Source organism: Nocardia sp. 149-1B, assembly GCF_057747975.1.
Genome location: NZ_CM173233.1, coordinates 4,408,366 through 4,433,820, shown reverse-complemented (window position 1 = coordinate 4,433,820; position 25,455 = coordinate 4,408,366). Strand labels below are relative to the sequence as shown.

29 protein-coding genes are annotated in these 25,455 nt (G+C 72.1%); 24 read left to right on the top strand and 5 right to left on the bottom strand.

Annotation, left to right across the window (positions count from 1 at the left end; all coding sequences use genetic code 11):
* Positions 1-55 precede the first annotated feature (55 nt).
* From AC3ANS_RS21210 to AC3ANS_RS21195, 4 genes are all read left to right on the top strand, one after another.
* Positions 56-793 carry an SDR family oxidoreductase gene (locus AC3ANS_RS21210; protein WP_488293555.1) on the top strand — a complete coding sequence of 246 codons (738 nt, stop codon included), beginning with the start codon at positions 56-58 and terminating at the stop codon, positions 791-793.
* Positions 786-1,598: an NAD(P)-dependent oxidoreductase gene (locus AC3ANS_RS21205; protein WP_488293554.1), complete on the top strand. Its 813-nt coding sequence runs from the start codon at positions 786-788 to the stop codon at positions 1,596-1,598. Before AC3ANS_RS21210 ends, AC3ANS_RS21205 begins: the two co-directional genes overlap by 8 nt.
* Before the next feature lie 43 nt (positions 1,599-1,641).
* Complete coding sequence (locus AC3ANS_RS21200) at positions 1,642-1,968, top strand: carboxymuconolactone decarboxylase family protein (RefSeq protein ID WP_488296543.1); 327 nt, start codon at positions 1,642-1,644, stop codon at positions 1,966-1,968.
* 153 nt (positions 1,969-2,121) lie between these two features.
* A complete protein-coding gene (locus tag AC3ANS_RS21195) occupies positions 2,122-2,292 on the top strand; it encodes a hypothetical protein (protein ID WP_488293553.1) in 171 nt (56 codons plus the stop codon).
* 9 nt (positions 2,293-2,301) lie between these two features.
* Here AC3ANS_RS21195 and AC3ANS_RS21190 read toward each other — a convergent pair whose 3' ends face one another.
* Positions 2,302-2,748, bottom strand: coding sequence for a DUF6314 family protein (locus AC3ANS_RS21190; protein ID WP_488293552.1), 447 nt, complete (start codon positions 2,746-2,748; stop codon positions 2,302-2,304).
* Between the two features lie 56 nt (positions 2,749-2,804).
* Here AC3ANS_RS21190 and AC3ANS_RS21185 point away from each other — a divergent pair, with 56 nt between their 5' ends.
* Both AC3ANS_RS21185 and AC3ANS_RS21180 read left to right on the top strand, forming a co-directional pair.
* Positions 2,805-3,284, top strand: coding sequence for a ribonuclease H family protein (locus AC3ANS_RS21185; protein WP_488293551.1), 480 nt, complete (start codon positions 2,805-2,807; stop codon positions 3,282-3,284).
* A gap of 220 nt (positions 3,285-3,504) precedes the next feature.
* The gene (locus tag AC3ANS_RS21180; protein ID WP_488293550.1) at positions 3,505-4,551 is read left to right on the top strand and encodes an exonuclease/endonuclease/phosphatase family protein; all 1,047 of its coding nucleotides are present in this window, start codon (positions 3,505-3,507) and stop codon (positions 4,549-4,551) included.
* Here the strand turns inward: AC3ANS_RS21180 and AC3ANS_RS21175 are convergent.
* The gene (locus AC3ANS_RS21175; RefSeq protein ID WP_488293549.1) at positions 4,544-4,888 is read right to left on the bottom strand and encodes a winged helix-turn-helix transcriptional regulator; all 345 of its coding nucleotides are present in this window, start codon (positions 4,886-4,888) and stop codon (positions 4,544-4,546) included. The two genes, AC3ANS_RS21180 and AC3ANS_RS21175, sit on opposite strands and share 8 nt — an antisense overlap.
* A gap of 118 nt (positions 4,889-5,006) precedes the next feature.
* Here AC3ANS_RS21175 and AC3ANS_RS21170 point away from each other — a divergent pair, with 118 nt between their 5' ends.
* The gene (locus AC3ANS_RS21170; protein WP_488293548.1) at positions 5,007-5,855 is read left to right on the top strand and encodes an SDR family oxidoreductase; all 849 of its coding nucleotides are present in this window, start codon (positions 5,007-5,009) and stop codon (positions 5,853-5,855) included.
* A gap of 12 nt (positions 5,856-5,867) precedes the next feature.
* On the opposite strand, the gene AC3ANS_RS21165 is transcribed toward AC3ANS_RS21170, so the two are convergent.
* A complete protein-coding gene (locus tag AC3ANS_RS21165) occupies positions 5,868-6,626 on the bottom strand; it encodes a putative protein N(5)-glutamine methyltransferase (RefSeq protein ID WP_488293547.1) in 759 nt (252 codons plus the stop codon).
* 16 nt (positions 6,627-6,642) lie between these two features.
* Here AC3ANS_RS21165 and AC3ANS_RS21160 point away from each other — a divergent pair, with 16 nt between their 5' ends.
* From AC3ANS_RS21160 to AC3ANS_RS21090, 15 genes are all read left to right on the top strand, one after another.
* Complete coding sequence (locus tag AC3ANS_RS21160; RefSeq protein WP_488293546.1) at positions 6,643-7,002, top strand: hypothetical protein; 360 nt, start codon at positions 6,643-6,645, stop codon at positions 7,000-7,002.
* Entirely contained in the window at positions 6,999-7,412 is a 414-nt protein-coding gene (locus AC3ANS_RS21155) for a hypothetical protein (protein ID WP_488293545.1), read from the top strand. Before AC3ANS_RS21160 ends, AC3ANS_RS21155 begins: the two co-directional genes overlap by 4 nt.
* A gap of 148 nt (positions 7,413-7,560) precedes the next feature.
* Positions 7,561-8,010, top strand: coding sequence for a hypothetical protein (locus tag AC3ANS_RS21150; RefSeq protein WP_488293544.1), 450 nt, complete (start codon positions 7,561-7,563; stop codon positions 8,008-8,010).
* 21 nt (positions 8,011-8,031) lie between these two features.
* Entirely contained in the window at positions 8,032-9,219 is a 1,188-nt protein-coding gene (locus AC3ANS_RS21145; RefSeq protein ID WP_488293543.1) for an oxidoreductase, read from the top strand.
* Positions 9,220-9,270: 51 nt separating this feature from the next.
* Complete coding sequence (locus tag AC3ANS_RS21140) at positions 9,271-10,356, top strand: NAD(P)H-dependent amine dehydrogenase family protein (protein WP_488293542.1); 1,086 nt, start codon at positions 9,271-9,273, stop codon at positions 10,354-10,356.
* Positions 10,353-11,156 (top strand): SDR family oxidoreductase, encoded by an 804-nt coding sequence (locus AC3ANS_RS21135; RefSeq protein WP_488293541.1) that lies wholly within the window; start codon positions 10,353-10,355, stop codon positions 11,154-11,156. The genes AC3ANS_RS21140 and AC3ANS_RS21135 overlap by 4 nt, the downstream gene beginning before the upstream one ends.
* 10 nt (positions 11,157-11,166) lie before the next feature.
* Entirely contained in the window at positions 11,167-12,234 is a 1,068-nt protein-coding gene (locus AC3ANS_RS21130) for an MBL fold metallo-hydrolase (protein ID WP_488293540.1), read from the top strand.
* Positions 12,235-12,413: 179 nt separating this feature from the next.
* Positions 12,414-14,189, top strand: a complete 1,776-nt coding sequence (locus AC3ANS_RS21125) for a flavin-containing monooxygenase (RefSeq protein WP_488293539.1) — start codon at positions 12,414-12,416, stop codon at positions 14,187-14,189.
* 138 nt (positions 14,190-14,327) lie between these two features.
* The gene (locus AC3ANS_RS21120) at positions 14,328-15,467 is read left to right on the top strand and encodes a substrate-binding domain-containing protein (protein WP_488293538.1); all 1,140 of its coding nucleotides are present in this window, start codon (positions 14,328-14,330) and stop codon (positions 15,465-15,467) included.
* Between the two features lie 102 nt (positions 15,468-15,569).
* Positions 15,570-16,391 carry an ATP-binding cassette domain-containing protein gene (locus tag AC3ANS_RS21115; RefSeq protein ID WP_488293537.1) on the top strand — a complete coding sequence of 274 codons (822 nt, stop codon included), beginning with the start codon at positions 15,570-15,572 and terminating at the stop codon, positions 16,389-16,391.
* Positions 16,388-17,605, top strand: coding sequence for a sugar ABC transporter permease (locus tag AC3ANS_RS21110; protein ID WP_488293536.1), 1,218 nt, complete (start codon positions 16,388-16,390; stop codon positions 17,603-17,605). The genes AC3ANS_RS21115 and AC3ANS_RS21110 overlap by 4 nt, the downstream gene beginning before the upstream one ends.
* The gene (locus tag AC3ANS_RS21105) at positions 17,602-19,578 is read left to right on the top strand and encodes an acetoacetate--CoA ligase (RefSeq protein WP_488293535.1); all 1,977 of its coding nucleotides are present in this window, start codon (positions 17,602-17,604) and stop codon (positions 19,576-19,578) included. Before AC3ANS_RS21110 ends, AC3ANS_RS21105 begins: the two co-directional genes overlap by 4 nt.
* A 65-nt stretch (positions 19,579-19,643) precedes the next feature.
* Complete coding sequence (locus AC3ANS_RS21100; RefSeq protein ID WP_488293534.1) at positions 19,644-20,246, top strand: TetR/AcrR family transcriptional regulator; 603 nt, start codon at positions 19,644-19,646, stop codon at positions 20,244-20,246.
* Between the two features lie 43 nt (positions 20,247-20,289).
* Positions 20,290-21,498 carry an acyl-CoA dehydrogenase family protein gene (locus AC3ANS_RS21095; protein ID WP_488293533.1) on the top strand — a complete coding sequence of 403 codons (1,209 nt, stop codon included), beginning with the start codon at positions 20,290-20,292 and terminating at the stop codon, positions 21,496-21,498.
* Positions 21,495-22,538, top strand: coding sequence for a phosphotransferase family protein (locus tag AC3ANS_RS21090; protein WP_488293532.1), 1,044 nt, complete (start codon positions 21,495-21,497; stop codon positions 22,536-22,538). Before AC3ANS_RS21095 ends, AC3ANS_RS21090 begins: the two co-directional genes overlap by 4 nt.
* Here AC3ANS_RS21090 and AC3ANS_RS21085 read toward each other — a convergent pair whose 3' ends face one another.
* Entirely contained in the window at positions 22,539-22,967 is a 429-nt protein-coding gene (locus AC3ANS_RS21085) for a GNAT family N-acetyltransferase (RefSeq protein WP_488293531.1), read from the bottom strand.
* A complete protein-coding gene (locus AC3ANS_RS21080; protein WP_488293530.1) occupies positions 22,964-23,881 on the bottom strand; it encodes an alpha/beta hydrolase in 918 nt (305 codons plus the stop codon). The genes AC3ANS_RS21085 and AC3ANS_RS21080 overlap by 4 nt, the downstream gene beginning before the upstream one ends.
* 105 nt (positions 23,882-23,986) lie before the next feature.
* On the opposite strand from AC3ANS_RS21080, the gene AC3ANS_RS21075 reads away from it, so the two are divergent.
* Both AC3ANS_RS21075 and AC3ANS_RS21070 read left to right on the top strand, forming a co-directional pair.
* Complete coding sequence (locus AC3ANS_RS21075; RefSeq protein ID WP_488293529.1) at positions 23,987-24,574, top strand: carboxymuconolactone decarboxylase family protein; 588 nt, start codon at positions 23,987-23,989, stop codon at positions 24,572-24,574.
* Positions 24,571-25,449, top strand: a complete 879-nt coding sequence (locus tag AC3ANS_RS21070) for an RNA polymerase sigma-70 factor (protein WP_488293528.1) — start codon at positions 24,571-24,573, stop codon at positions 25,447-25,449. Before AC3ANS_RS21075 ends, AC3ANS_RS21070 begins: the two co-directional genes overlap by 4 nt.
* Positions 25,450-25,455: the final 6 nt, after the last annotated feature.

The following is a 25,455-nucleotide window of genomic DNA, read 5'->3' as shown; positions in this document are numbered from 1 at the left end:
AGGTGCGAGGGCCGCTAGGCCCGAGCCTCGAAACCACCACCGACCGAGAGAAGAGATGAGCATGCGGTTCCAGGACAAGGTCGTCGTCGTGACGGGGGCCGCGCAGGGCATCGGGGAGGCCTACGCGCGGGCGCTGGCCGCCGAGGGGGCGTCGGTGGTCGTGGCCGACCTCAACGTCGAGGGTGGGGAGAAGGTTGCGGCCGACATCGGTGGGCTGTTCGTGCGCACCGACGTGTCCTCGCACGAGTCGGCCGCCGCGCTCGTCGAGGCGACGGTGGCGGCGTACGGCGGGATCGACGGCCTGGTCAACAACGCCGCGATCTACGGCGACATGCAGTTCGACCTGCTGATCAGCGTCGACTGGGACTACTACCGGAAGTTCATGTCGGTGAACATGGACGGCGCGCTGGTGATGACCCGGGCGGTCTACCGCGAGATGCAGAAGCGGGGCGGCGGGTCGATCGTCAACCAGTCGAGCACCGCGGCGTACCTCTACTCCGGGTTCTACGGCCTGGCGAAGGTCGGCGTGAACGGCCTGACGCAGCAGCTCGCCCACGAGCTCGGCGGCATGGGCATCCGCGTCAACGCGATCGCGCCCGGCCCGACCGACACGGCCGCGACCCGCACCCAGGCGGGCGATGCCGCCAAGGACCTGGTCAAGGGCCTCGCCATCAAGCGGATGGGCCAGCCGGAGGACATGGTGGGGGCCTGCCTGTTCCTGCTGTCGCCGGAGTCGTCGTGGGTCACCGGCCAGATCATCGCCGTCGACGGCGGACAGACGTTCCGTGGCTAGCCTGCGGGTCGGCTTCGTCGGCCTCGGCAACATCGGCAAGCCGATGGCGCTGCGGCTGGCGGCGGCCGACGGCATCGACCTGACCGTGCACGACGTCGCGCCCGGCCCGGTCGCGGAGCTCGTCGCCGCCGGGGCCGCCTCGGCCGACAGCGTCGAGACGATCGACGCCGACGTCGTCTGCGTGATGGTCCGCGACGACGACCAGGTGCGTGCCGTGGCCGCGGAGCTGCGCCCCGGCGCGGTGCTCGTCGTCCACTCGACGGTGGCTCCGGGGACGCCGGCGGAGCTGGCGGCGCAGGGGCTCAGCGTGCTCGACGCCCCGGTCTCCGGCGGACCGATGGGTGCCGCCGACGGCTCGCTCGCGATCATGGTCGGCGGCGCCGGTGCGGCCTTCGACGTCGCCCGGCCCGCGCTCGAGGCGATGGGCTCGATGGTCGTCCACGCCGGGCCCCTGGGCGCCGGCACCCGGATGAAGCTGGCCCGCAACCTGATCCACTTCGTCGCGTTCACCGCGGTCACCGAGGCGCAGCGGCTCGCGGAGGCCGCCGGCCTCGACCTGGTCGCGCTCGGCAAGGTGGTGCGGCACACCGACGCGATCACCGGCGGACCGGGCGCGATCATGCATCGCGACACGACGGCGCCCATCGCGCCGGACGACTTCTGGCACAGCGTGTTCGACCACGTCGCGGCGCTGGGGGAGAAGGACCTGGCGTTCGCGATCGCGCTCGCCGACCAGCAGGGCGTCGACGTGCCGCTGGCCCGTCTGTCGCTCGACCGACTCAGAGAGGGGCTCGGCCTTGGGTGACTTCGAGGGACTCCCGGAGACGCGCCGGCGCGGACTGGAGAAGATGGAGCAGGTCTACGGCTTCGACATGACCGACGGTGCGGGCGACTTCTTCCGCTACACCGCGGACCATCTCTTCGCTGACATCTGGAACCGCCCCGGGCTCTCCGACCGGGACCGCCGGCTGATCCTGATCGGGATGCTCGCCGGCCAGGGTGCCGCCGACGTGCTGGGCATCCAGGTGCCCGCGGCGTACGCGAACGGCGAGCTCGATGCGGACGCGCTGCGCGAGATCGTGATCTTCGTGTGCCACTACGCCGGCTGGCCGAACGGCGCGCGCCTCAACTCGATCGTCGAGGAGACCATCGCGAAGGCCGCCCGGGGTCGCTGACCGGCGGGGCCCGGGGGACCGGGGGCCTGGGGGACCGCGCGTCCTGCGCCCCAAGCCGACCCCGAGCCGGGTCCCAGTGGCTCCCAAGAGGTGCGCGGGACGGTGAGGTCACCGAGGCAGATCGCCTCGGGACCGATCACCAGGAGCACCACCATGTACGACTTCACCGCCGCCTTCGTCGCGTTCTTCGTCCTCGCCGGGGTCGCCACCACCGTGGCCGTCACCGTCCTCGCCGGGGTCGTGGGCGACCTGCTCGCCGCTCGCCGCCGCGTCGTCGTCCCCGTCGCGATCGCCCGGCCGACGGCCGACCGCCGGGCCGCCTGAGGCGATGCGTCACCCGGACCGGGGGCGGGCGTCGCGCCGGTCGGTGTGGACCGTGGTCATCACGTAGTCCTTCTCCGGCCCCGACGCCCGCCACTCCACGGTCCACCGCTCCGGGTCGCCCTCGATCAGCCCCGCGTAGTGGTCCCGGCCGCACGGGTGCTCGACCCGGGCGCCGACCGACCACGGGTGGAAGGGCCGCCCGTCGGAGAAGAACACGAACCATCCGCCGTCCCCGTCTGCCGCCGAGCGCTCGACGTACAGCGTGCGGCCGACCTCGACCGAGCGACCCGCCCACGTCATCGTCCCGGACTCGCTCCAGCGCACCCGGTCGGGCGACTCCAGCTCGAGTGTGGCGGTGCCGACGACGTCGCGCCGCTCGCCCGCGAGGAGGTCGTCCACGACGCGGGTCAGCGTCCAGGTGCCCACCAGGTCGGTGGGCGGCATCGCAGGCCCCATGAGAGATGACGGTAGCCAACGGCGGCCCGTGCACGTCGCTGTGCGAGGGTGCTCCGGTGCCGCCCCGCCAGAAGACCAAGCGCCCGCCCCGCCCGCCGATGCCCGTGCCGGACGGCGCCCGCGAGGTGTTCACCGACGGCGCCTGCTCGGGCAACCCGGGTCCCGGCGGCTGGGCCTGGGCCCTGGACACCTCGGTCTACGCGTCGGGTCACGAGGCCCCCTCGACCAACCAGCGGATGGAGATCCGCGCGGCCCTCGAGGCCGTCCGGTCGCTGGAGGGGCCGTTGCTCGTGGTGAGCGACTCGACGTACGTCGTGCACTGCTTCCGCGACGTGTGGTGGCGCGGCTGGCTGGATCGGGGCTGGGTCAGCTCGGCCCGTACGCCGGTCGCCAACCGGGACCTCTGGGAGCCGCTCGTCGATCTCGTCCAGACCCGCGGGGACGTCGCGTTCGCCTGGGTCAAGGGCCACTCCGGCCACCCGATGAACGACCTCGTCGACCGGCTGGCCGTGGCGGCCAGCCGCACCGCGGGCTGAGCCTGGATCCACCGATTTCCGCCGACGCCGCAGATCGGTGGAACCAGGCTGAGCGGTGCGACGAACTCCACTGCGAAATCAGCGCGACACGGCGCGTGACCTCCGTGGCAGGTGGGACTCGCGAGGCTAGCGTGAACCGCCAGTCTTCGACCCACGGAGGGGAAGCCGCGTGGTCCGACGGGTCCGTCTCGGACGCCCCGACGATCCTCGGCGCGCCCGAATGCAGGCGAGCCGGTGGGCCGGCCCGCCGCGTCTCCTGCTCCTCGCCACGCTGGTGGGCTTCGTGGCCGCGCCGGTGCTCGACCACCAGACCTCGCCCGCGCCGGTCGCCGTCACCGCGGCGCAGGTGACCACACCCGCCCACGACACCGATCTGCGTGACCCCGACCCGCGGGCGGCGCGGCCCTCGAGCACCGCGACCCCTGGAAACCCACCGAGCCGGGCCGGCGAGGTCACGGTGGGGCGCCGGCCGGCACGGCCCGCCGAGACGCACGTCGGCGTCGCCAGCTTCAACATGTTCCACAACCTCTCGAGCGCCAAGGCAGCCGCCGACGCGCGGCGAATCACGAAGGCGCCAGGCGTCGACGTCGTCGGCTGGCAGGAGGCGGAGCTGTTCGGCGGGGTGCTGCACGACCTCCCGGGCTGGAACACCAAGACCTTCTCCGGCCCCGAGGGGACCTCCGAGCTGGCGGTCTCGTGGCGGCGCTCGACGTTCCGCTACGTCTCCGGCTGGCAGGAGCGGGTGATCCCCGGGGTCTCCGCCCGCGAGGGCCGCTACCCGTTCGGTGACCGCTCGGTGGCCGTGGTGGTCCTCGAGTCACGGGCCACCGGGCACCGGTTCGCGGTCGTCGATGTCCACCTGCCGCCCGCGATCGAGGACCTCGCGCGACCCGGCACCTGGCGCAACACGCTCAACGCCGACCAAGCCCGGGAGCAGCTGCGCAAGGTGGCTGCGGTCTGGCAGAACGTGAGCGCCCGCTGGGTGATCGGTACCGGCGACTTCAACTTCGACGCCGCCGGCGACCACCGGCGCCGTACGGCGGGCGCGCCGCTCGGCACGGTCGGGCGCCACGCGGTGTCGTCGTACGAGGTGCTGGGCATGCGCGGGGTCGCGCCGACCTATCCCTCGAGCGGGCGGCACATCGACTACGTCTGGCTCGACCGGGAGGACCGGCGCGAGGGGTGGGCGGACTTCGAGGACCAGTGGGTGCTCGGCGGCCTCCACAGCGACCACAACGCGCTGGTGACCCGCCTCGCGCTCAGCTGACCGCGGCCGCGTGCACGTGCCCCTGGGCCCAACCGACGAGTGGGGCGAGCAGGGCCGCGACGTCGCGGCCGTCGCCGGTCAGGGAGTACTCCACGTGGGGCGGCACCACCGGCAGCGCCTCACGGCGGACGAGGCCGTCGGCCTCGAGCGTCTGCAGGGTCTGGATCAGCATCTTCTCGCTGACCCCGGCGATCTCGCGCTTGAGCTCGCTCCAGCGCAAGGTCCGGTCGTCGAGCGCGAGCAGCACGAGCACGCCCCACTTGCTGGTGACGTGCTCGACGAGCAGCCGGGTGTGGGGGCACGCGGTGTCGAGCTGCAGGTCGTGAACGCGGTTCATGGCCTCACCTTACCCGCGGGTGGGTACCCCACTTTGAAGTGAGTACTGCCGATCGGGAAGGTGTACCGCGCGCCGGTGGTTCAGGTCGACGTACAACACACCGAACCGAGGAGCACGCATGTCGATCGTCGTCACCGGAGCCAGCGGACAGCTGGGCCGTCTGGTCGTGGAGTCCCTGCTGGAGCGAGGAGCGGAGGGCATCGTCGCGACCGGCCGCTCGGTCGAGCGGCTGCAGGACCTCGCCGACCGAGGAGTCCGCGTCGAGCGGCTGGACTTCGACGACGTCCCCGAGTCCGTCGACTGGCTCGGTGCCGGCGACGTCCTGCTGCTCGTCTCCGGCAGCGAGGTCGGTCGCCGGGTCCCGCAGCACCGCGCGATCGTCGACCTCGCGGTGCGCTCCGGCGTCAGCCGCATCGCGTACACGAGCGCGCCGGCGGCCGACGACACCACGCTCACCGTCGCGCCGGAGCACGCCGCCACCGAGGCCCTGATCCGCGAGAGCGGGCTGCCGTTCACGTTCCTGCGCAACGGTTGGTACACCGAGAACTACCGCCCGACCTTCGAGCAGGCCCGCGAGAGCGGACTGGTCCTCGGGAGCGCCGGCGAGGGCCGCGTGGCCAGCGCGCCGCGGTCGGACTTCGCCGAGGCCGCCGCCGTCGTGCTCACCACCGATGGCCACGAGGGCGCGGTCTACGAGCTGTTCGGCGACGCCGCCTGGACGTTCGCCGAGCTCGCCGCGACGTTCGCGGACGTGCTCGGCCGCGAGGTGACCTACCGCTCGCTCACGCCGGAGGACCACCGCGCGGCGCTGCTGGACGTGGGCCTCGACGAGGGGACCGCCGGCTTCGTGGTCGCGCTCGACCAGGACATCGCGGCGGGGCTGCTCGGCCTCACCACCGGGCACCTGTCGAACCTCCTCGGCCGGCCCACCGTGCCGTTGGCCGAGACGGTACGCACCTGGGCCTGACCGCCCGCTCGCTCAGCGGTACCCGACGACCGCGGTGCCGTCGACGTCGTCGTCGGTGACGACCTCGGCGCGCAGGCCGGCCGCCGCCATCAACCCCGCCGTGCGGGGAGCCTGGCGGCGGCTGGTCTCGACGAGCAGGCGGCCGCCGGGCGCCAGCCACGCGGGCGCACCGCGGATCACGCCGCGCTGGACGTCGAGCCCGTCGGTCCCGCCGTCCAGCGCCACCCGGTGCTCGTGGTCGCGGGCCTCCGGCGGCATCGTGGCGATCGCGTCGGTCGGCACGTAGGGCGCGTTGGCGACCACGGCCGCCACCCGGCCACGCAGGGCGTCCGGCAGGGCGTCGTACAGGTCGCCCTCGAAGACGCGGTCCGCCGACAGGTTGCGGCGTGCGCACGCGACCGCCGCGGGATCGACGTCGGCGGCGTACACCTCGATCCCCGGCGCGGCCGCCAGCAGCGCCGCCCCGAGCGCGCCCGTCCCGCAGCACAGGTCGACCACGACGTCACCGGGCTCCAGCCCCGGCATGGCCGCGCGCACTAGCACGGTCGAGCGGAGCCGGGGCACGAACACGCCGGGCGCGACCGCCACCCGCAGGCCGGCGAACTCCGCGAACCCGACGACCTGCTCCAGCGGCAGCCCGGCCACTCGCTCGGCGACCATCCGACTCAGCTCGGCCTCGTCGGCCGCGGCTTCGCGCAGCAGGCGGGCCTCGTCCTCGGCGAACACGCACCCCGCCGCGCGGAGGGTGGCGACCAGCTCGTCGGTGGGCATGGTCGATGATGCTGCCATGCCGAGCGTCAGCACCCAGATCACCTGGATCGTGGTCGCGTACGCCGTCCTCGTGGCCGTGCTCGCGGTCGTGGCCGCCGCCCGCGGGGCGGAGCGGCCGCGGTGGCTCGACCAGATGGCGTGGATGCTCGAGGCGCTGCTGACCGTCCGCGCGCTGGCCGGCCTGGGGCCGTTGCTCGGCGACGACCACCCCGACTCGACCTCGACCTACGTCGGCTACCTGTTCGCCTCGATCTGCGTGCTGCCGATCGCGATGCGCTCGGTCGACGGCGACCGCGCCAGCTGGTCCTCCGCCGTCGTCGCGGTCGCCGCGGTCGCGGTCGGCGTGGTCGCCGTACGCCTGGAGATGACCGCATGACCTCGACCACGACCCCGGCATCGGGCGAGCGCCGGTCGGGCCCGCACCAGGTGCTCCTCGCGTTCTACGCGCTGTTCACGCTCGCTGCCGGCGCGCGGTCGCTGGTGCAGCTGACCACGCAGTACGACGACGCGCCGGTCGCGTACTGGCTCTCGCTCGCGGCGGCGGTCACCTACGCCCTGGGCTGGTACGCGATCCGGACCGCCGCGGCCGGCGACACCCGGTTCGCGAGCGTGATGCTCTGGGTCGAGCTCGGCGGCGTCGTGACGGTCGGGACGCTCAGCCTGCTCGTGCGCGACTGGTTCCCCGACGCCTCGGTGTGGTCCGACTACGGCATCGGCTACGGGTTCGTCCCCGCCGTGCTCCCGGTCGCCGGCCTGCTCTGGCTGCGCCGCCAGAAGCGGGCTTGAGGTCCGCTCCCAGCCGGGTCCCAGCCAGGGCTCCAGTGCGTCCCGAGCCGGGCTCAAGCGGTGGGCGAGACGGTGGTCCTGCCGGGCAACCCGCTCCGGCCTTCGCTCCGAACGGAGGGAGAACGCACCGCAGACCACAGGAACCCCTATGAGCACCCTCGCCCTGAGCGCCGCGGCAGCCGCGGTCTCCCTCGCCGTCCTGGCCGCCGCCCTGGCCTCGTCGACCGCCAGCCCGTCCTCGCGGCGCCGTGGGGAGGAGCGCCGTCGGCGCCACGTCACGCGGCACCCCGGCCTGGTCAACCTCGGCGACGTGGAGCGCCGGCTCGACGCCGAGCTGCCGCGCCACCAGGTCGACTTCGTGCTCGCGCGCGTCGCCCGGCACCGGATCGACGCCGGCACGCTGTGGACCTGGCTCGGCCGCTACGGTGCCGCCGCGCTGGTCCTGGCGCTGGCCGCCGACCACGGCTACGCCGGGCTCCTGCGCCTGCTGCGCGCGGATGCGGCGTACGCCGGCGGTGAGCTGGTCGCCGAGCTGGAGCTGCTGGCGCGGCTCAGTGCCCCGGAGCTGTTCGACGAGCCCGCGCTCGCCAGGAACTGAAACCTGTTCTAGATTGCGCCCATGACCGCGGACGTCTTCGCCCCGACCACGCTCGGCCCCGTGCGCCTGCGCAACCACACGGTCAAGGCCGCGACGTTCGAGGGGCGCGCGCCCCACGGGCAGGTCACCGACGAGCTCATCGACTACCACCTCGCGGTGACGCGCGGCGGGGTCGGGCTGACCACGGTGGCCTACCTCGCGATCGCGCCGGAGGGGCGCACGCACCGCGAGCAGATCGTGGTGGGGGAGTCGACCCTCGCCGGGCTGGCGCGGCTCGCGGATGCCGTGCACGAGACCGGTGCGGCGATCGCGGGCCAGGTCGGGCACGCCGGGCCGGTCGCGAACGGCCGCTCCAACGGGGTCAAGGCGCTCAGTGCCAGCCGGATGCCGAGTCCGTTGTCGATGCAGATGATCAAGTCCGCCACCGAGGCCGACCTGACCCGGATCACCCGTGACTACGTGTCCGCCGCGCGGACGTTGGTGCGTGCCGGCTTCGACGTGCTCGAGCTGCACATGGCGCACAGCTATCTGATCTCCTCCTTTCTCGCGCCCGGTCTCAACCGCCGCAAGGACGGCTGGGGTGGGTCCTTGGAGAACCGGTCGCGGCTCGGCCGCCAGGTCGCTCGAGCGGTGCGGGACGAGATCGGCTCGGACGCCGCGATCACGGCGAAGGTGAGCGTCGGCGACGGCTTCCGCGGTGGCGTCACCACTGATGAGGGCGTGGAGTACGCGCAGCTGCTCGAGGCCGACGGCACCCTCGACGCGCTGCAGCTCAGCGGCGGGTCGTCGTTGATGAACCCCATGTACCTGTTCCGCGGCGAGGCTCCGGTCGAGGAGTTCGCGGCCACGATGCCCCTCGTCGTACGCCTCGGCATGAAGACGCCGATGGGGCGCGGGTTCCTCAAGGCCTACCCGTTCGAGGAGGCCTACTTCCGCGAGAAGGCGCTGCGCTTCCGCGCCGCGGTGTCGATGCCGCTGATGCTGCTCGGCGGCATCAATCAGCGGGCCACCATGGAGCAGGCGATGGCCGATGGCTTCGAGCTCGTCGCGATGGGCCGCGCACTGCTCCGCGAGCCCGACCTCGTCAACCGGCTCCAATCGGGCCGCGCCGAGGCCGGGGTCTGCATCCACTGCAACCGCTGCATGCCCACGATCTACTCCGGCACCCGCTGTCCGATCGTCACTCCGGAGCCTCTCGTCCACTTGTAACGCGGCGGCGGACCCTTCCCAGGGCACTAGAACGTGTTCTAGATTGCGCGCATGGCAGAACCGTTGAAGGTCGTCGTCTGGTCCACGGGGACCATCGGACGGCACGCGATCAAGGGCATCGACGCCCACCCGGACCTCGAGCTGGTGGGGGTGTGGGTGTCCAACCCCGACAAGGACGGCAAGGATGCCGGCGAGCTGGCCGAGCTCGGCCGTGAGCTGGGCGTCCTGGCGACGACCGACAAGCAGGCGCTGCTGGCGATGCGGCCCGACGCGATCGTGCACACCGCGATGACCGACGACCGGGTCTTCGAGTCGATCGAGGACCTCATCGACTTCCTCGAGGCCGGCATCAACGTCACCTCGAGCGGCCCGGTGCTGCTGCAGTGGCCGGAGCACATCCTGCCGCCGGAGACGATGGAGCGGATCACCAAGGCCGGTGAGCGCACCGGCGCGAGCCTGCACGTCAACGGCATCGACCCCGGCTTCGCCAACGACGTGCTGCCGCTGGTGCTGACCAGCCTCAGCCAGCGCATCGACGAGGTGCGGGTGATGGAGATCTGCGACTACTCCACCTACTACCAGCCGGTGGTGATGAACGACCTGTTCGGCTTCGGCAAGCCCATGGACGAGCCCGGGTTCCTCTGGGCGCCGGGCATCTTGTCCATGGCGTGGGGCAGCGTCGTGCGCCAGATCGCCGCCGGCCTCGGCATCGTCCTCGACGAACCGCTCACCGAGGACGTCGACCGCCGGCCCGCGGAGGTCGACACCTCGAGCGTCTCGGGCGACGTCGCGGCCGGCACCATGGGGGCGGTCCGCTTCCAGGTCATCGGCAAGGTCGACGGCGTCCCGCGGGTGGTGCTCGACCACATCACGCGTACGGCGCCGGACCAGGTGCCCGAGTGGCCCACGCCGCCGCAGGGCGACGGCTGCTACCGGGTGCAGATCACCGGCGAGCCGTTCATGCAGCTCGACTTCACCCATCACGGCGAGCACGGCGACCACAACGTCTCGGGGATGATCGTCACCGCGCAGCGGATCGTCAACGCCGTACCCGCCGTCGTCGCCTCGCCCGGCGGCCTCGTCACCGCCCTCGACCTGCCGCTGGTCACCGGCAAGGGCCTGGTGAGCAAGGCGTGAGCATCCTCGACAGGTTCTCCGTCGCCGGCCAGGTCGCGATCGTCACCGGCGCCGGCCGCGGGCTCGGTGCCGCGACCGCGGTCGCGCTCGCGGAGGCCGGGGCCGACGTGCTGATCTCGGCCCGCACCGAGCGTCAGCTCGACAAGGTCGCCGAGCAGATCCGCGCCACCGGCCGTCGTGCCGTCGTCGTGGCCGCCGACCTCAGCGACCTCGACGCTGTCGCCGGCCTCGCGCAGGTGGCGTACGACGAGCTCGGCCGGCTCGACACCGTGGTCAACAACGTCGGCGGCACGTTCCCGACGGAGTTCCTCAAGACCAGCAACGAGTTCCTCAACGAGGCGTTCAGCTTCAACGTCACCACCGCCCACGCGCTGACCCGGGCGGCGGTCCCGCTGATGCTGAAGGACCCCGACCAGCAGAAGAGCGTCGTCACGATCAGCTCGATGATGGGCCGCACCGCCGACCGGGGCTTCATCGCCTACGGCACCGCCAAGGCCGCGCTCGCGCACTGGACGAAGATGGCGGCGCAGGACCTCGCGCCACGCATCCGCGTCAACGGTATCTACGTCGGCTCGATCATGACCAGCGCCCTGGAGTACGTCGCGGGCCAGCCGGAGCTGATGAGCCAGCTCGAGACGAAGACCCCGCTCGGCCGGGTCGGCGAGCCCGAGGACATCGCCGCCGGTGTGGTCTACCTCGCCTCCCGGGCCGGGCAGTACGTCACCGGCAAGCTGCTCGAGATCGACGGCGGCATCCAGCAGCCCACCCTCGACCTCGGGTTCCCTGACGTGGCCCCGTAAGGTCCGCGACGTGACCCACTCCTCGACCCCGACGGCCCACGCGGTCTCGCCCGACTCCGGCGAGCACTGGAGCAAGGAGGGCGCGTGGCGGGTCGCCGAGGGCATCCACCGGATCCCGCTGCCGCTGCCGATGGACGGCCTCAAAGCGATCAACGTCTACGTGATCGAGACCGCCGATGGGCTCACCCTGATCGATGGCGGCTGGGCGATCGAGGTCGCGCGCGACCTGCTCGAACGGTGCCTGCGCGAGGTCGGTTACGGGTTCGGTGACATCCGCCGGTTCCTGGTCACCCACGTCCATCGCGACCACTTCACGATGGCGACGGTCCTCGGCCACGAGTGCGGCGCGGACGTGGCGCTCGGCCTCGGCGAGAAGCCGGCGCTGGAGCTGCTCAACGACGCGACGCTCGACGAGAGCCCGTTCCTCGAGGTGCTCCGCACCGCCGGCGCACACGAGATCGCCGACCTCTGGGCGGCTGGCGGCGGCGAGCGGCCGGACCGGGCGATGTGGCTGTTCCCCGACACCTGGCTCGACGGCGACCACCAGATCCCGGTCGGCGCCCGCACGCTCGACGCTGTGCACACCCCGGGGCACACGCCGGGGCACTACGTGTTCGCCGACCGGCAGGCAGGACTGCTGTTCGCCGGCGACCACGTGCTGCCGACGATCACGCCCTCGATCGGGTTCACCGTGCCGCCCACGCCCGACCCGCTCGGCGACTTCATGGCCTCGCTGACCAAGGTCCGGGCGCTGCCCGACCTGCAGGTGCTCCCGGCCCACGGGCCGGTCGCGCCGTCCTCGCACGCGCGCGTCGACGAGCTGTTGTCCTTCCACGACCGCCGCCTCGAGCTGAGCCTCGCGGCTATCGTCGACACGCCGGCCACCGGGTTCGACGTCGCCCACCAGCTCGCCTGGACGCGCCACGAGAAGGCGTACGACGAGCTCGACCTGTTCAGCCAGGGCATGGCCGCGATGGAGACCAAGGCCCACCTCGAGCTGCTCGTCGCGCGGGGTCAGGCGACCCGCGAGGAGACGCCCGGCGGCGTGCTGTTCCGCGGGCTTTCGCCAGCCCTGTAAGGGCTCTCGCCATCGCGACCCGGCCCGGGGGCCGGCGCTCCGGCCTGTCCGGAGAAGGTCCGAAAACCGCCAGCAAGAAGGGGTTGTAATTCCTGAGACGTGTGTCACACTAATCCGACCGAGCGAGCGCTCGGTCGCATCGAGCTCGGGAGCGGTGCCGGACCAGGGAGGGAACCGGGATGGCGGTGGCGGTGGGTGTCGAGGTCGCGCACGACGAGGTCGTGGACGTGTTCTCCAGCTGGTTGGCACGGTTCGCCGCGGCGACCGGCGCCGGCGACGCGGAGGCCGTGACCGGCCTGCTCGTCAGCGACTGCTGGTGGCGCGACCTGCTCGCCCTCACCTGGGACCTCGAGACGTTCCGCGGCGTGGACCGCATCGGCCCGATGCTCGCCGAGCACCTGCCCCGCTCGGCCCCGGGCGAGTTCGCCATGGTGACCGAGTTCGGCCCTCGCCTGCAGGGCGAGGGTGACGACCGGACGATCGAGGGCTTCTTCACCTTCGAGACCCCGCTGGTCCACTGCCGGGGTGTGGCGCGGCTGCGCCAGGTCGACGGTGCCTGGCTGGCCTGGACGGTGATGACTGGCGCCGAGGACATCAAGGGCCACGAGCGGGCGCTGGGCGCCCGCCGGCCGATCGGCCCGCGGCACGTCCCGGGCGCGACGTCGCAGAAGAACTGGAAGGACATCCGCGGTGAGCGGATCGCCTACGCCGACCGTGAGCCGGACGTCGTCGTGATCGGCGCCGGTCAGGGAGGTCTCGCCGTCGCTGCCAACCTCGGCCTGATGGGCGTCGACACGTTGATCCTCGAGCGCAGCGAGCGGGTCGGCGACGGGTGGCGAAAGCGCTACCACTCCCTCGTCCTGCACGACCCGGTCTGGGCCGACCACCTGCCCTACCTGCCGTTCCCCGCGTCCTGGCCGATCTACTCGCCCAAGGACAAGATCGCCGACTGGTTCGAGTCCTACGCCGCCGCCATGGAGCTGAACGTGTGGACCTCGGCGGTGCTCGGTGAGAGTGCGTACGACGAGGCGGACGGGCGCTGGACGCTGCACGTGAGCACCCCGGCGGGGGATCGCGTGCTCCGCCCCCGCGATCTGATCCTCGCGACCGGAGCGGCCGCCGAGGTCCACCTCCCCGACATCGCGGGCCGTGACCTGTTCCGGGGCACGTCGTACCACTCCAGCCAGCACGGCTCGGGCGGCAACTGGGCCGGGCGCAAGGCCGTGGTGGTCGGAGCGTGCAACAGCGGCCACGACATCGCCCAGGACCTCTATGAGGCGGGCGCCCAGGTCACGATGGTCCAGCGCTCCTCGACGTACATCATGAGCCAGGAGCACGGCATCCCCGCGATCTTCGGCGCCAACTTCGTCGAGGGCGGTCCGCCCACCGAGTACGCCGACCTGCTCGCCAGCGCCTACCCGTGGCCGTTGGTGCTGGAGGGTGCCGTCGAGCAGACCCGGCAGACCGGCGTCCTCGATGCCGAGCTGCTCGCCTCGCTCGACGCGGTCGGGTTCCAGCGCAACGACGGACCCGGTGGCACCGGGCTGATGGGCTACGCGCTGGCCAAGGGCGGCGGCTACTACATCGACGTCGGCTGCTCGCGGCTGATCGCGGAGCGCAAGATCGCGCTCGCGCAGGGCAGCGGTGTCGCGGAGTTCACCCCCACCGGGGTGCGCCTGGAGGACGGGCGCGAGCTCGAGGCCGACCTCGTCGTCCTCGCGACCGGCTACCTCAACATGCGCGAGACCGCCCGCCGCATCCTCGGCGACAGCGTGGCGGACAAGTGCCCCCAGGTCCTCGGGATCGGTGCGGACGGCGAGATCGGCGGCCTCTACCGCCGGACCGGGCACCCAGGTTTCTGGTTCATGGGCGGCCCGCTCGCCTGGGTGCGCATCTACGCCAAGCACCTGGCCCTCCAGATCACGGCCGACCACGCAGGAGTCCTCGACTCCTGACCGCTCCGCGTCAGCGGACCCACGGAGCCTGCTCGGGGGCTTCACCATCCCCGGCCCGATGGGATCACCCCTGCCCCTGTGCAGCCCACCGGCCACCGCCCGTGCCACCCCGGTCCGGGTGTCACAGAAGGAGAAGTCATGCAACGCAGCAGATGGTCGAGGGCTCGGGTCGGCATGGTCGCGGGACTGTCCGGGATCGCGATGGTCCTGTCCGCGTGCGGGAGCGACGGTGAGTCGTCGTCCGGTGGTTCGTCGAAGAAGCTCGTCTACTTCATGGCGCCGAACACCACCCCCACCCGGTACATCCAGCAGGACGGGCCGGACTTCGAGGCCGCACTGAAGAAGCTCGACCCCGACGTCGAGGTGAAGTTCGTCAACGGGAACGGCAGCTCGGACACCCAGCTCTCGCAGGCCAACTCGGCGATCGCCGCCGGTGCCGACGCCCTCGTCGTGGTCGCCGCCGACCCCAACACCAGCGCCGGGCTGCTCCAGGCCGCACAGCAGGCGAACGTGCCCGTGATCGGCTACGAGAACCCGCCGATCAACGGCGCGATGTACGCCCAGGTCGTCTTCGACCCGAAGGCCGTCGGTGCCCTCCAGGGCCAGTACTTCGCCGATCAGGTGAAGGCGGGCGCGCTTGGTGACACGCCCGTGAAGGTCGCGCGGCTGTACGGCAACAAGGGCGACGTGTACACGACCGAGATGCTGGCGGGCCAGAACGAGGCCCTGGACCCGCTGATCGCGGACGGCTCCATCGACGTGGTGTGCGAGGACTACGTCAAGGACTGGGCTCCCGACAACGCCCAGGTCGCGGCGGAGCAGTGCCTCACGAAGACCCAGAACGACGTCGACGCGTTCCTCGGGTTCTACGACGGCATCACCGCCGGGGTCATCGCGGCGCTCAAGGGCAAGGATGTCAGCATCCCTGTCTACGGCGGCCAGAACCCCGAGCTGACCGGCCTGCAGTACATGCTGACCGGTGACCAGCAGGACAACGTGCTCAAGGCGTTCTCGGTCGAGGCCGAGGCCGCGGCCAAGATCACCCTCGCCGCGATGAACGGCGAGGAGCCGCCATCCGACCTGGTCAAGGACACCGTCGACAACGGTGCCGCGCAGGTGCCGACGGCCAAGCTGCCCGCCACGCTCATCCACCTCGAGGACGGGAAGGACCCGGGCGACGTCGTGCAGCAGGCCGTCGACCTCGGGATCTTCACCTGGGAGGAGATCTGCACGGGCCCGGCGGCGGCGACGCCGACCTGCAAGGAGAAGGTCGGCTGAGCCGACGACGAGAGCCGGGGGTGGCCGCCGTCCCCCGAGCGGCCACCCCCATCCCGTCGGCTTCCGTCGACTCCCATCGACTCCTATCGACAAGGAGCACCCATGCCCGCACTGCACCCGACCGCCGGCGCGGCCACCGCGCCTGCGGCTGCGCCCGAGCCCTTCTTGGAGCTGCGCCAGGTCTCGAAGTACTTCGGCGGCGTCCGCGCCCTGCACGAGGTCGACCTCGCGCTGCGCCAGGGTGAGGTCGTCGCGCTGGTCGGCGACAACGGCGCCGGCAAGACCACGCTGGTGAAGATGATCTCCGGCGTCGAGCACCCGGACGCCGGCGAGGTGGTCGTCCACGGCCGTGCCGTGCGGCTCGACAGTCCCCGGACGGCGGCGGCCAACGGGATCCACACCGTCTACCAGGACCTCTCGCTGTGCGACAACCTCGACGCGGTGCGCAACCTCTTCCTCGGGCACGAGGTGGCGGGGAGCAGGTGGCGCGGGCGGCCGGTGAATCGGCACCGGATGGAGGACGAGGCCCGGCGGGTGCTCGACAGCCTGTCGGTGCGGATCCGATCGCTCAGCACGCCCGTCGGCGGCCTGTCGGGTGGGCAGCGGCAGGGCATCGCGATCTGTCGGGCCCTGATCTCGGACCCGCGACTGGTGCTGCTCGACGAGCCCACCGCGGCCTTGGGTGTCTCGCAGCGCGCGGAGGTGCTCGGCCTGATCGAGCGGCTCAAGCACCAGAATCGCGGCGTGGTGGTGATCTCCCACGACCTCAAGGACGTGCAGCAGGTGGCGGACCGTGTGGTGGTCATGCGCCTGGGCGCGAAGGTCGCGGAGTTCACCCGCGGTGCGTACACCTCCAACGACCTCGTCGCCGCGATGACCGGCGCGCACGAGAGCACCGACGACACCGGCAGGAGCACCCGATGACCACCACGGCAGGCGCTCGGGCCGAACGGGCTGCGCCCGAGGAGCACCAGGTGCCGCTCAGCGGCCGGATCCTCGAGGCTCTGGGCGTCCGCTACCGCAGCATCCCGATCCTGGTGGTGCTGGCACTGATCTGGCTGTTCTTCTACAGCCAGAACACCGCGTACCTCAGCGTCGGCAACATCACGAACCTCTCCCTGCAGATCGTCACCACGGCGATCCTGGCCCTCGGCATCGTGTTCGTGCTTCTGGTCGGCGAGATCGACCTCTCCTCCGCGATCCTCAGCGGGGTGTGTGCGACGGTCGCTGCCAATCTCGCCGTCCGAGAGGGCTGGCCGCTGGCCGCCGCCATCCTGCTCGCGATCGCTGTCGGGATGGTCATCACGTTCATCGAGGCGCAGGTCGTCATCTTCGGGGTGCCCTCCCTCATCGTGACGCTGGGCGGGATGGTGATCCTGCAGGGCCTGCTGCTGGTGGTGCTGCCCCCGGAGTTCACGGTCAACGTCGCAGGCACGGGGTACGCCGACATCGCCAGCACCCGCCTCTCGAGCGGGACCAGCTACCTCCTCGCGGTCGTAGGCCTGGCCGGCTACGTGCTCATGCTGGTGCGCCGCCAGATGCATCGCTCCGGGTCGGTGCCCGCCGCCGCGCGCTCACGAGCGGTGCTCCTCCCGGCCGCGGTCGCCGCCGTCGTCGTGCTCGGGACCGTGGCCCTCCTCAGTCACGCCCGCGGCCTGCCCCTGCCCGTCTTGATCCTGGTCGCGCTGCTGCTGGTCGCCGCCTATGCGACCACCCAGACGACGTACGGCGTCCACCTGTACGCGGTCGGCGGCAACAGGGAGGCGGCCCAGCGGGCGGGGATCCCCGTCTCGCGGATGATCGCCTACTCCTTCCTCGTCCTCGGCGTCTGCGCCGCGGTGGCCGGCATCGTCGATGCCTCACGGCTGCTCGGCGTGTCGAACTCCTCCGGAGGTGGCTCGCTGATGCTCAACGCGATCGCTGCCGCCGTGGTCGGGGGTGTGAGCCTGTTCGGTGGTCGCGGCAGCGTGTGGGCCGCCCTGCTGGGCGCGCTGGTCATCGGCTCGATCAACAACGGTGTGCAGCTGCTCGGGCTCTCCCCCGAGGTGCAGAGCTTTGCCACCGGCGGCGTGCTCATCGTCGCCGTCGGCATCGACGTGGTGATCACCCGAGGGTCGCTCCTGCCGAGCCGCCGATGAGCGGCCCCGTCCCGTCGTGGGTCCCGACCCGGGAGATCCTCGAGGACGCACGGATCGTCCGGTTCGCGCACTGGGCCGACGGGCACGGCCTCGTCGAGCTGCCCGATCCCAGCGACTACCGCGCCCTGCAGTCCTGGTCGGCGACAGACCCCGAGGGCTTCTGGGGCGGGGTCGCGACGTTCTTCGACGTCCTCTTCGCCACGCCGGCGGAGGGCCCCCTGGCGGATCGCTCGATGCCCGGAGCGCGCTGGTTCCCCGGGGCCACGCTGAACTTCGGCGAGCACCTGCTCCGCCATGGTGCGGACGAGCGGACGGCCGTGGTGCTGGTGCGCGACGACGGCCATCGCAAGTCGATCACGTTCGGCGAGCTGCGGGGGCAGGCGGGCGCGCTTGCGGCTCACCTCGAGGCGGCCGGGGTGCGCCCCGGCGACCGGGTGGCGGCGTACCTGCCGAACTGTGTCGAGGGTGTCGTCGCCTTCGCGGCCGCCGCGCTGGTCGGCGCGACCTGGTCGCAGACGGCGCTCGACTACGCACCGCACGCGGCCGCCGAGCGGCTCGCCCAGCTCGAGCCGACCGTGCTCCTGGCCGGCGCGGGGTACCTGCTGCGAGGCGAGGTGCGCGACCGGCGCGACGCCGTCGTCGAGCTGCGCGCGCTGCTGCCGACCGTCACTCACACGATCGTGATCGAGACCGCGGGGCTCGTCGTCGACGCCAGCGAGACCGGCACGGTCACCTGGGCGGAGGCGATCCGCGTGCCCGCCGCACCGGCGCCGCGGCCCGTCCCCTTCGACCACCCGCTGTGGGTGCTGTTCACCTCCGGCACCACCGGCCGGCCGAAGGGGATCGTGCACGGTCACGGAGGGGCGTTGCTCGAGCAGCTCGTCTCGCCCGGCTTCCACCTCGACCTCGACGAGGACGACGTCTTCCTCTGGTACACCTCCCCGAACTGGATGATGTGGAACGCCCAGGTCTGCGGGTTGCTGTTGGGGGCGACCGTCGTGCTGTACGACGGAAGCCCGGCGAGCCCCACCCCCGATGCGCTCTGGCGGGTGGCGGAGGAGCTCGGAGTGACCGTGCTCGGCACCAGCCCGGCGTACCTGCAGTCCTGCGCACGGGCTGGCGTCGAGCCCGGCCGCGACCTCGACCTCCACGCGCTGCGGATCCTGGGCGTGACGGGATCGGTGCTGCCGCCGAGCGGGAACGTGTGGGTCCGCGAGCACGTGGATCCGCGGGTGCAGGTCGCCTCGATGAGCGGTGGCACCGACATCGTGGGCATCTTCGTCGCGAGCGCCCCGACCACGCCGGTCTGGGACGGTGAGATCAGTGCCCCGGCGCTCGGCGTCGCGCTGGAGGTCTGGGACGAGAGCGGCCGGCCCGTGCCGCCCGGTGAGCCGGGCGAGATGGTGATCACTGCCCCGATGCCCTCGATGCCGGTCCATCTCTGGGGCGACCCGGAGGGAGGGGCCTACCGGGAGGCCTACTTCTCGACGTTCCCGGGTGCGTGGCGACAGGGCGACGCGATCACGCTCACCGAGCGCGGCACCGTGGTCATCCACGGGCGGTCGGACTCGACGCTCAACCGCAACGGCGTCCGGCTCGGCAGTGCCGAGATCTACGAGGCGGTCGAGTCGCTGCCCGACGTGGTGGACGCGCTGGTGGTCGGCGTGGAGCTGGCGGAGGGTGGGTACTGGATGCCGATGTTCATCGTGCCCGGTCCGGGCGTGGATGCCGGGGACGACCTGCGGGACCGGGTCCGCGCGGAGATCGCACGGCGTACGTCGGCGCGGCACGTGCCGGACGAGATCGTGCTGGCCCCGGCGCTGCCGCACACCAAGACCGGCAAGAGGATGGAGGTCCCCGTCAAGCGCATCCTCCAAGGCGCCGACCCGGACCGGGTGGCCAGCGCGGGCGCTGTGGACGACCCCGACGCCTTGCGGTGGCTCATCGACTACGCACGGGATCGGCGGGTGTGAGGGTGGAACGACGCGCAAGCCTGGACAATGCGGAGACCAACGGACTCCGGGAAGCAGGGACGCCGATGAGCACAGCCGAGGACTGGCGGACCTACCACGACCAAGGTCTTCCGCGGGTGCTCATGGCCGCCCTCGAGACGTTCGCCGAGAAGGGCTACCACGGGACCACCACCCGCCAGCTCGCCGAGCGCTCCGGCCTGTCGGTACCGGGGATCTACCACCACTACCGATCCAAGCAGGACATCCTCTTCGACCTGATGATGGTGATCATCGACGAGCTGATCGAGCGCAGCCGCCAGGCGCTCGCCACCGCCGGCGATGACCCACGCGACCAGTTCGACGCGCTCGTGGAGTCGTTGCTGCGTTTCCACATGTTCCGTCAGAAGGGCGCGGTGGTCTCGACGAGCGAGCTGCGCAGCCTCGAGTCCGGCAACCGCGAGACCTATGTCGCGCGGCGCGACGAGCAGCAGGCGATGATCCTCCGGATCGTGCAGGCAGGGGTGGACGCCGGCGACTTCGCCACGCCGTACCCGCACGACGCGGCGCGAGCGATCGCCTCGCTCTGTGTCGGCGTCGCGTCGTGGTACCGACCCGACGGCGAGCTCTCGGTCGAGATGCTGCTCGAGCGTCACCTGACCATCGCCGAGGCCATCGTCGGCCTGCACTGAACCGACCACCGATCCACACACCAGGACACCTGACGGGGGACCCATGTCCGCACGCATCACCGACCGAGCGCTCGGTTCAGTGCCGGCCGATCTCGTCGAACGTACGCGGGTCTTCGTCCGTGAGCACGTGCTCGCGATCGACGACGAGCACGACGGGGACGTCGCCGCCGCGGGTGGCGACCAGCTCCGGGTCCGGCTGCAGGACCAGGCCCGGGCTGCCGGCATCTTCGGTCCGCACGTGCCGGTCGAGCTCGGCGGGCACGGCCTGTCGATGACGGAGCGGGCGGCCGTCTTCGAGGAGGCGGGCTACTCGCTGTTCGGTCCGCTGGCGCTCAACGCGGCCGCCCCGGACGAGGGCAACGTCCACCTGCTCGACGTGGTGGCGACCAGCGGCCAGCGCGAGCGCTACCTCCTCCCTCTGGCCCGGGGGGAGGTGCGCTCGGCGTTCGCGATGACCGAGCCGGCTCCGGGCGCGGGGTCGGACCCGACGATGCTGAGCACCCGGGCCGAGCGGGTGGACGGCGGCTGGCGGCTGCACGGCCGCAAGGTGTTCATCACCGGCGCAGACGGCGCGGCGTTCCTCATCGTGATGGCCCGCACCAGCGGCGAGCCGGGGTCATCGGGCGGTGCCACGATGTTCCTGACGGCCGCCGACGCGCCCGGAGTCCACGTCGGCAGGCATCTGCCGACCATGGACCGATCGATGGTCGGCGGCCACTGCGACGTCCGGCTCGACGGCGTCATCGTGGCCGACGACGAGGTCCTCGGCGAGGTCGACGAGGGCTTCCGCTATGCCCAGGTCCGGTTGGGGCCGGCTCGGATGACGCACGTGATGCGGTGGCTCGGTGCGGCCCGCCGTGCCCAGGAGATCGCGGTTGCGCACGTCGCCGCCCGCGAGGCATTCGGGGGACGCCTCGGCGACCTCGGCATGGTCCAGCAGATGGTGGCCGACAACGAGATCGACCTGGCTGCCACCCGGGCGCTGCTGCTCGAGGCGTGCCGTCAGCTCGACGCCGGTGAGCGCGCCTCCCACGCGACCAGCATCGCCAAGACGTTCGCCGGCGAGGCGCTCCACCGGGTCGCCGACCGGTCGGTCCAGCTCTGCGGCGGGCTGGGTGTCTCCGCCGACCTCCCGGTCGCGAAGATCCTCCGGGAGCTGCGCCCGTTCCGGGTGTACGACGGGCCGTCCGAGGTGCACCGCTGGTCGATCGCGCGCCGCGTGGTCCGCGCCGCCTCCGGACCGGGTCTATGAGCGCGGCACCCCCACCCGGCCTCGACCTGGGCGCGATCGGCGGGTTCCTCGCAAGCGAGGGCATCCCGGTCGCCGGCCGGCTGCAGGCACGGCTGATCGAGGGCGGTCGGTCCAACTTGACCTTCGACGTCACCGACGGCCGCCACCGATGGGTCCTGCGCCGCCCACCGCTCGCGGCGACCACGCCGTCCGCCCACGACATGGCACGCGAGTTCCGGGTCATGCGGGCGCTGGAGGCCACCGACGTCCCCGTCGCCAGCACCGTCGTGCTCTGTGCGGACCCCGCGGTGACCGGAGCCCAGTTCACGGTGGTCGAGTACGTCGAGGGCACGACGATCCGGACCCGCGACGAGCTCGGTGCGTTGGACGACGACCAGGTCGCGGCGTGCGCTCAGGCCCTGGTGGCCGCGCTGGCCGGGCTCCACCGCGTGGACTACCGCAGCGTGGGTCTGGAGAGCTTCGGTCGCGCTCACGGATACGCGGGCCGACAGCTGCGGCGCTGGAGCGGGCAGTGGCGGATCGTCGCCTCGGACCAGTCCTCTCCGGTGGAGCGACAGGCCGAGAAGCTGGCCGAGCGACTGGTGGACCGGCTGGCGGCGGCGGTGCCCGAGCAGGAGCACACCACGGTCGTCCACGGAGACTTTCGCATCGACAACACCTTGCTGGCGGTCGATGACCCCGCCGCCGTACGCGCCCTCGTCGACTGGGAGATGTCCACCCTCGGTGACCCGGTCGCGGACGTCGCTCTCATGTGCGCCTACCGGCATCCGGGCCTCGACCTGGTGCTCGGGACCGACGCGGCCTGGGCCAGCGACCGGCTCCCGGACCCCGAAGCGCTGGCGGCTCTCTACGAGTCGGTGGCGCCGGCGCCGTTGGACCACTGGGAGTTCCACATGGGTCTCGCCTACTACAAGCTGGCGGTCATCGCCGAGGGGATCGGCCACCGGTTCCGCGCGGGCGCCACGCACGGCTCGGGCTTCGAGACGGCCGGCGACTCGGTGGTCGGGTTCCTCGAGGCCGGCCTGGGCCACCTGCGGTAGTCAGCGACGCAGGCGCATCGGGGTGTGGGGGATGTCGTCCTCCAGGAACTCCGGACCTGACACCTCGAACCCGAACGTCGCGTACCACCCGGTCAGCGGCGACTGGGCGTCCAGCACCACGTCGCGGCCCGTCGAGACCGACAGTGCGGTGTGCATGACGACGTCGGCCCGGCCGGCACCCCGGGCCTCCCGGGCGAGGAGCACGCGGCCGATCCGCCACACGTCCTGGTCGTCGAGCACCCGGGCGTAGCCCACGAGGCCGTCGCCGTCGCGCAACAGCACGTGCCGGGTCCCCGCCTCCACGTCCCGGCCGTCGAGGTCGGGGTAGGGGCAGGTCTGCTCGACGATGAAGACGTCCTGGCGCAGTCGGCACACGTCGTAGACGGTCGCGCCGTCGAGGTCGGTGAAGGGGACGGCGATGCACGTCACGAGAGGAACTCCAGGGTGCGTCGGCGGGCCGCGTGGGCCTCGGGGATGAACGGCAACAGGGGGTAGACGTGGATCAGGTCGTGCGCCTCGACGTAGGTGAGGTCCCAGCCCGCCTCGGCGGCCCGGCGGGCGAGCAGCCGGCACCCCGGCGCGAGGGTGTCGCGGGTGCCGCAGAACATCAGCGCGGGCGGCAGCCCGTCGAGGTCGCCGAGCGCCGGGCTCACCTCCGGCCGGCCCAGGTCCTCGGCCGACCCGGCCCACCACACGGCGTACGCACGCAGCTTGCCGAGGAACAACCACGGGTCACGGACCGTGAACCGCTCGGTCTCCGGCGTCGCGGTCGTCAGGTCGACCCACGGCGAGTGCAGCAGCAGCCGCGAGGCCTGGGGGCCGCCGCGGTCGCGGAGCGTCAGCGCGATCGCCAGCGCGTAGCCGCCGCCGGCGGAGTCGCCCGCGAGCACCAGCTCCTCCGAGTCACCGGCCCAGCGGGCAGTCAGGTCGGCGATCGTCTCGTGGGAGGCGCGCCAGGTGTGCTCGGGGGTGAGCGGGTAGTCCGGCAGCACCACCCGTGCACCGAGGTCCGTGGCCAGCCGGCACACGTAGCGCAGGTGGAACGGGTCGATCGGCGCGACGTAGCCACCGCCGTGGAGGTAGACGATCGTGCGGTGCGGGTCGGTGCCGCGCGGCGTCACGACGTACGACACGAACTCGCCGGCCGGGCCGCTCAGCACCTCGGTGACCACCGAGAACCGCTTCGCGAAGCGCGGCACCAGCCGGGTCGGCAGCCGCCGGCCGAGGCTCACGTGCCACCGCTCGAGGCGGGCCCGTTCGGCCTCGATGGTGTCCAGCTCGCGGGACCGGCGGAGCCGAGGCACGGCCCAGGCGAGGGCCTCGTGGCGGCGGCTCGGACTCATGGATCGCAGCCTCCCACAGCCGGCGTGTCACAGATCGCGGGTGGCCGGTGTCTGGTGGGTGACAACGGATCAGGACCCCGTGATCCCCCAGCGAAGGAGACCCCGATGCCCAGCACGTTCCGCATCCCGAAGGCGCGCATCACCGGTCTGTACGGCAAGGCCATGTCGGCCTACGCCCGCCGCACCTACGGCCAGATCCCCGACAACGCCTACGTCTTGTGGCACCACCGCCCGGTGCTGAAGGCCGTGCTGAAGTTCGAGCAGCGGGTCGCGAAGTGGCAGGCGCTCGACCCGACGCTGAAGTCCTACGCCCAGCTCGCGAGCGCGGGCGTGATCGGCTGCAGCTGGTGCCTGGACTTCGGCTACTTCCTGGCCCACAACGAGGGGCTGGACCTCGCCAAGGTGCGTGAGGTGCCGCGTTGGCGCGAGTCGGACGTGTTCTCGCCACTCGAGCGCGACGTGCTCGAGTACGCCGAGGCGATGAGCTCCACGCCGCTGACCGTCACCGACGAGATGGTCGCGCACCTGATCGACCAGCTCGGGACCGAGGCCGTCGTCGAGCTCACCCAGATGGTCGCGCTGGAGAACATGCGGTCGCGGTTCAACTCCGCGGCCGGGCTGCAGAGCCAGGGATATTCGGATGTGTGCGAGCTGCCGCTCGCCGTACCGTCTGGTGACGTGATGCGGTCATGAGCGCCCCCGACTCGACCGACGTCTTCGTCAGCCACCGCAACCTGCTGTTCACGGTCGCCTACGAGATGCTCGGCTCGGCGGCCGACGCCGAGGATGTGCTGCAGGAGACCTGGCTGCGGTGGGTCGAGGTCGACCGCGCCGAGGTGCGCGACGAGCGGGCCTACCTGGTGCGCATCGCCACCCGGCTCGCGCTGAACCGGATGCGCACCAACGCCCGGCGCCGCGAGTCGTACGTCGGGCCGTGGCTCCCCGAGCCGCTGCTGACCACGCCCGACGTGGCCGAGGACGTCGAGCTCGCCGACAGCGTCTCGCTGGCGATGCTCACGCTGCTGGAGACCCTGGGGCCGACCGAGCGGGCGGTGTTCGTGCTGCGCGAGGTCTTCGACTTCGGCTACGAGGAGATCGCCGCGGCCGTCGACAAGTCCCCGGCGGCGGTCCGGCAGATCGCCCACCGGGCGCGCAGCCACGTGGCCGAGCGTCAGCCGCGGGTGCCGGCGACGCGCACCGAGCGCGAGCGGGTGATGCAGACGTTCCTGGCCGCGGCCGCCACCGGGGACATCCAGAGCCTGATGGACGTGCTGGCGCCCGACGTCGTGCTCGTGACCGATGGCGGCGGGATCAGGAAGGCCGCGCTGCGGCCGATCCTCGGGCGCGACAAGGTGCTCCGCTTCCTCGCCGCGGTGTCCGAGGGCGTCGACGCGGTGGCCGACGTGGTGGTCGTCAACGGCGCGCCCGCGCTGCGGCTGGTGGTCGGCGGTGAGCTCGACACCGTCGCCTCGATGGTCGTCGAGGACGGCCGGGTCACCGGCCTCTACCTCGTCCGCAACCCCGCCAAGCTCGCCCGCCTCGACGCGGTGGTCACGCTGACCCGGTGACGGTCC

Bases quoted from the DNA above. Each gene is read 5' to 3' on its own strand.
- AC3ANS_RS21210 (WP_488293555.1), top strand. From the start codon at position 56: ATGAGCATGCGGTTCCAGGACAAGGTCGTCGTCGTGACGGGGGCCGCG.
- AC3ANS_RS21200 (WP_488296543.1), top strand. From the start codon at position 1,642: ATGGAGCAGGTCTACGGCTTCGACATGACCGACGGTGCGGGCGACTTC.
- AC3ANS_RS21195 (WP_488293553.1), top strand. From the start codon at position 2,122: ATGTACGACTTCACCGCCGCCTTCGTCGCGTTCTTCGTCCTCGCCGGG.
- AC3ANS_RS21190 (WP_488293552.1), bottom strand. From the start codon at position 2,748: ATGGGGCCTGCGATGCCGCCCACCGACCTGGTGGGCACCTGGACGCTG.
- AC3ANS_RS21180 (WP_488293550.1), top strand. From the start codon at position 3,505: ATGCAGGCGAGCCGGTGGGCCGGCCCGCCGCGTCTCCTGCTCCTCGCC.
- AC3ANS_RS21175 (WP_488293549.1), bottom strand. From the start codon at position 4,888: ATGAACCGCGTTCACGACCTGCAGCTCGACACCGCGTGCCCCCACACC.
- AC3ANS_RS21170 (WP_488293548.1), top strand. From the start codon at position 5,007: ATGTCGATCGTCGTCACCGGAGCCAGCGGACAGCTGGGCCGTCTGGTC.
- AC3ANS_RS21165 (WP_488293547.1), bottom strand. From the start codon at position 6,626: ATGCCCACCGACGAGCTGGTCGCCACCCTCCGCGCGGCGGGGTGCGTG.
- AC3ANS_RS21160 (WP_488293546.1), top strand. From the start codon at position 6,643: ATGCCGAGCGTCAGCACCCAGATCACCTGGATCGTGGTCGCGTACGCC.
- AC3ANS_RS21155 (WP_488293545.1), top strand. From the start codon at position 6,999: ATGACCTCGACCACGACCCCGGCATCGGGCGAGCGCCGGTCGGGCCCG.
- AC3ANS_RS21150 (WP_488293544.1), top strand. From the start codon at position 7,561: ATGAGCACCCTCGCCCTGAGCGCCGCGGCAGCCGCGGTCTCCCTCGCC.
- AC3ANS_RS21145 (WP_488293543.1), top strand. From the start codon at position 8,032: ATGACCGCGGACGTCTTCGCCCCGACCACGCTCGGCCCCGTGCGCCTG.
- AC3ANS_RS21140 (WP_488293542.1), top strand. From the start codon at position 9,271: ATGGCAGAACCGTTGAAGGTCGTCGTCTGGTCCACGGGGACCATCGGA.
- AC3ANS_RS21125 (WP_488293539.1), top strand. From the start codon at position 12,414: ATGGCGGTGGCGGTGGGTGTCGAGGTCGCGCACGACGAGGTCGTGGAC.
- AC3ANS_RS21120 (WP_488293538.1), top strand. From the start codon at position 14,328: ATGCAACGCAGCAGATGGTCGAGGGCTCGGGTCGGCATGGTCGCGGGA.
- AC3ANS_RS21115 (WP_488293537.1), top strand. From the start codon at position 15,570: ATGCCCGCACTGCACCCGACCGCCGGCGCGGCCACCGCGCCTGCGGCT.
- AC3ANS_RS21110 (WP_488293536.1), top strand. From the start codon at position 16,388: ATGACCACCACGGCAGGCGCTCGGGCCGAACGGGCTGCGCCCGAGGAG.
- AC3ANS_RS21105 (WP_488293535.1), top strand. From the start codon at position 17,602: ATGAGCGGCCCCGTCCCGTCGTGGGTCCCGACCCGGGAGATCCTCGAG.
- AC3ANS_RS21100 (WP_488293534.1), top strand. From the start codon at position 19,644: ATGAGCACAGCCGAGGACTGGCGGACCTACCACGACCAAGGTCTTCCG.
- AC3ANS_RS21095 (WP_488293533.1), top strand. From the start codon at position 20,290: ATGTCCGCACGCATCACCGACCGAGCGCTCGGTTCAGTGCCGGCCGAT.
- AC3ANS_RS21090 (WP_488293532.1), top strand. From the start codon at position 21,495: ATGAGCGCGGCACCCCCACCCGGCCTCGACCTGGGCGCGATCGGCGGG.
- AC3ANS_RS21080 (WP_488293530.1), bottom strand. From the start codon at position 23,881: ATGAGTCCGAGCCGCCGCCACGAGGCCCTCGCCTGGGCCGTGCCTCGG.
- AC3ANS_RS21075 (WP_488293529.1), top strand. From the start codon at position 23,987: ATGCCCAGCACGTTCCGCATCCCGAAGGCGCGCATCACCGGTCTGTAC.
- AC3ANS_RS21070 (WP_488293528.1), top strand. From the start codon at position 24,571: ATGAGCGCCCCCGACTCGACCGACGTCTTCGTCAGCCACCGCAACCTG.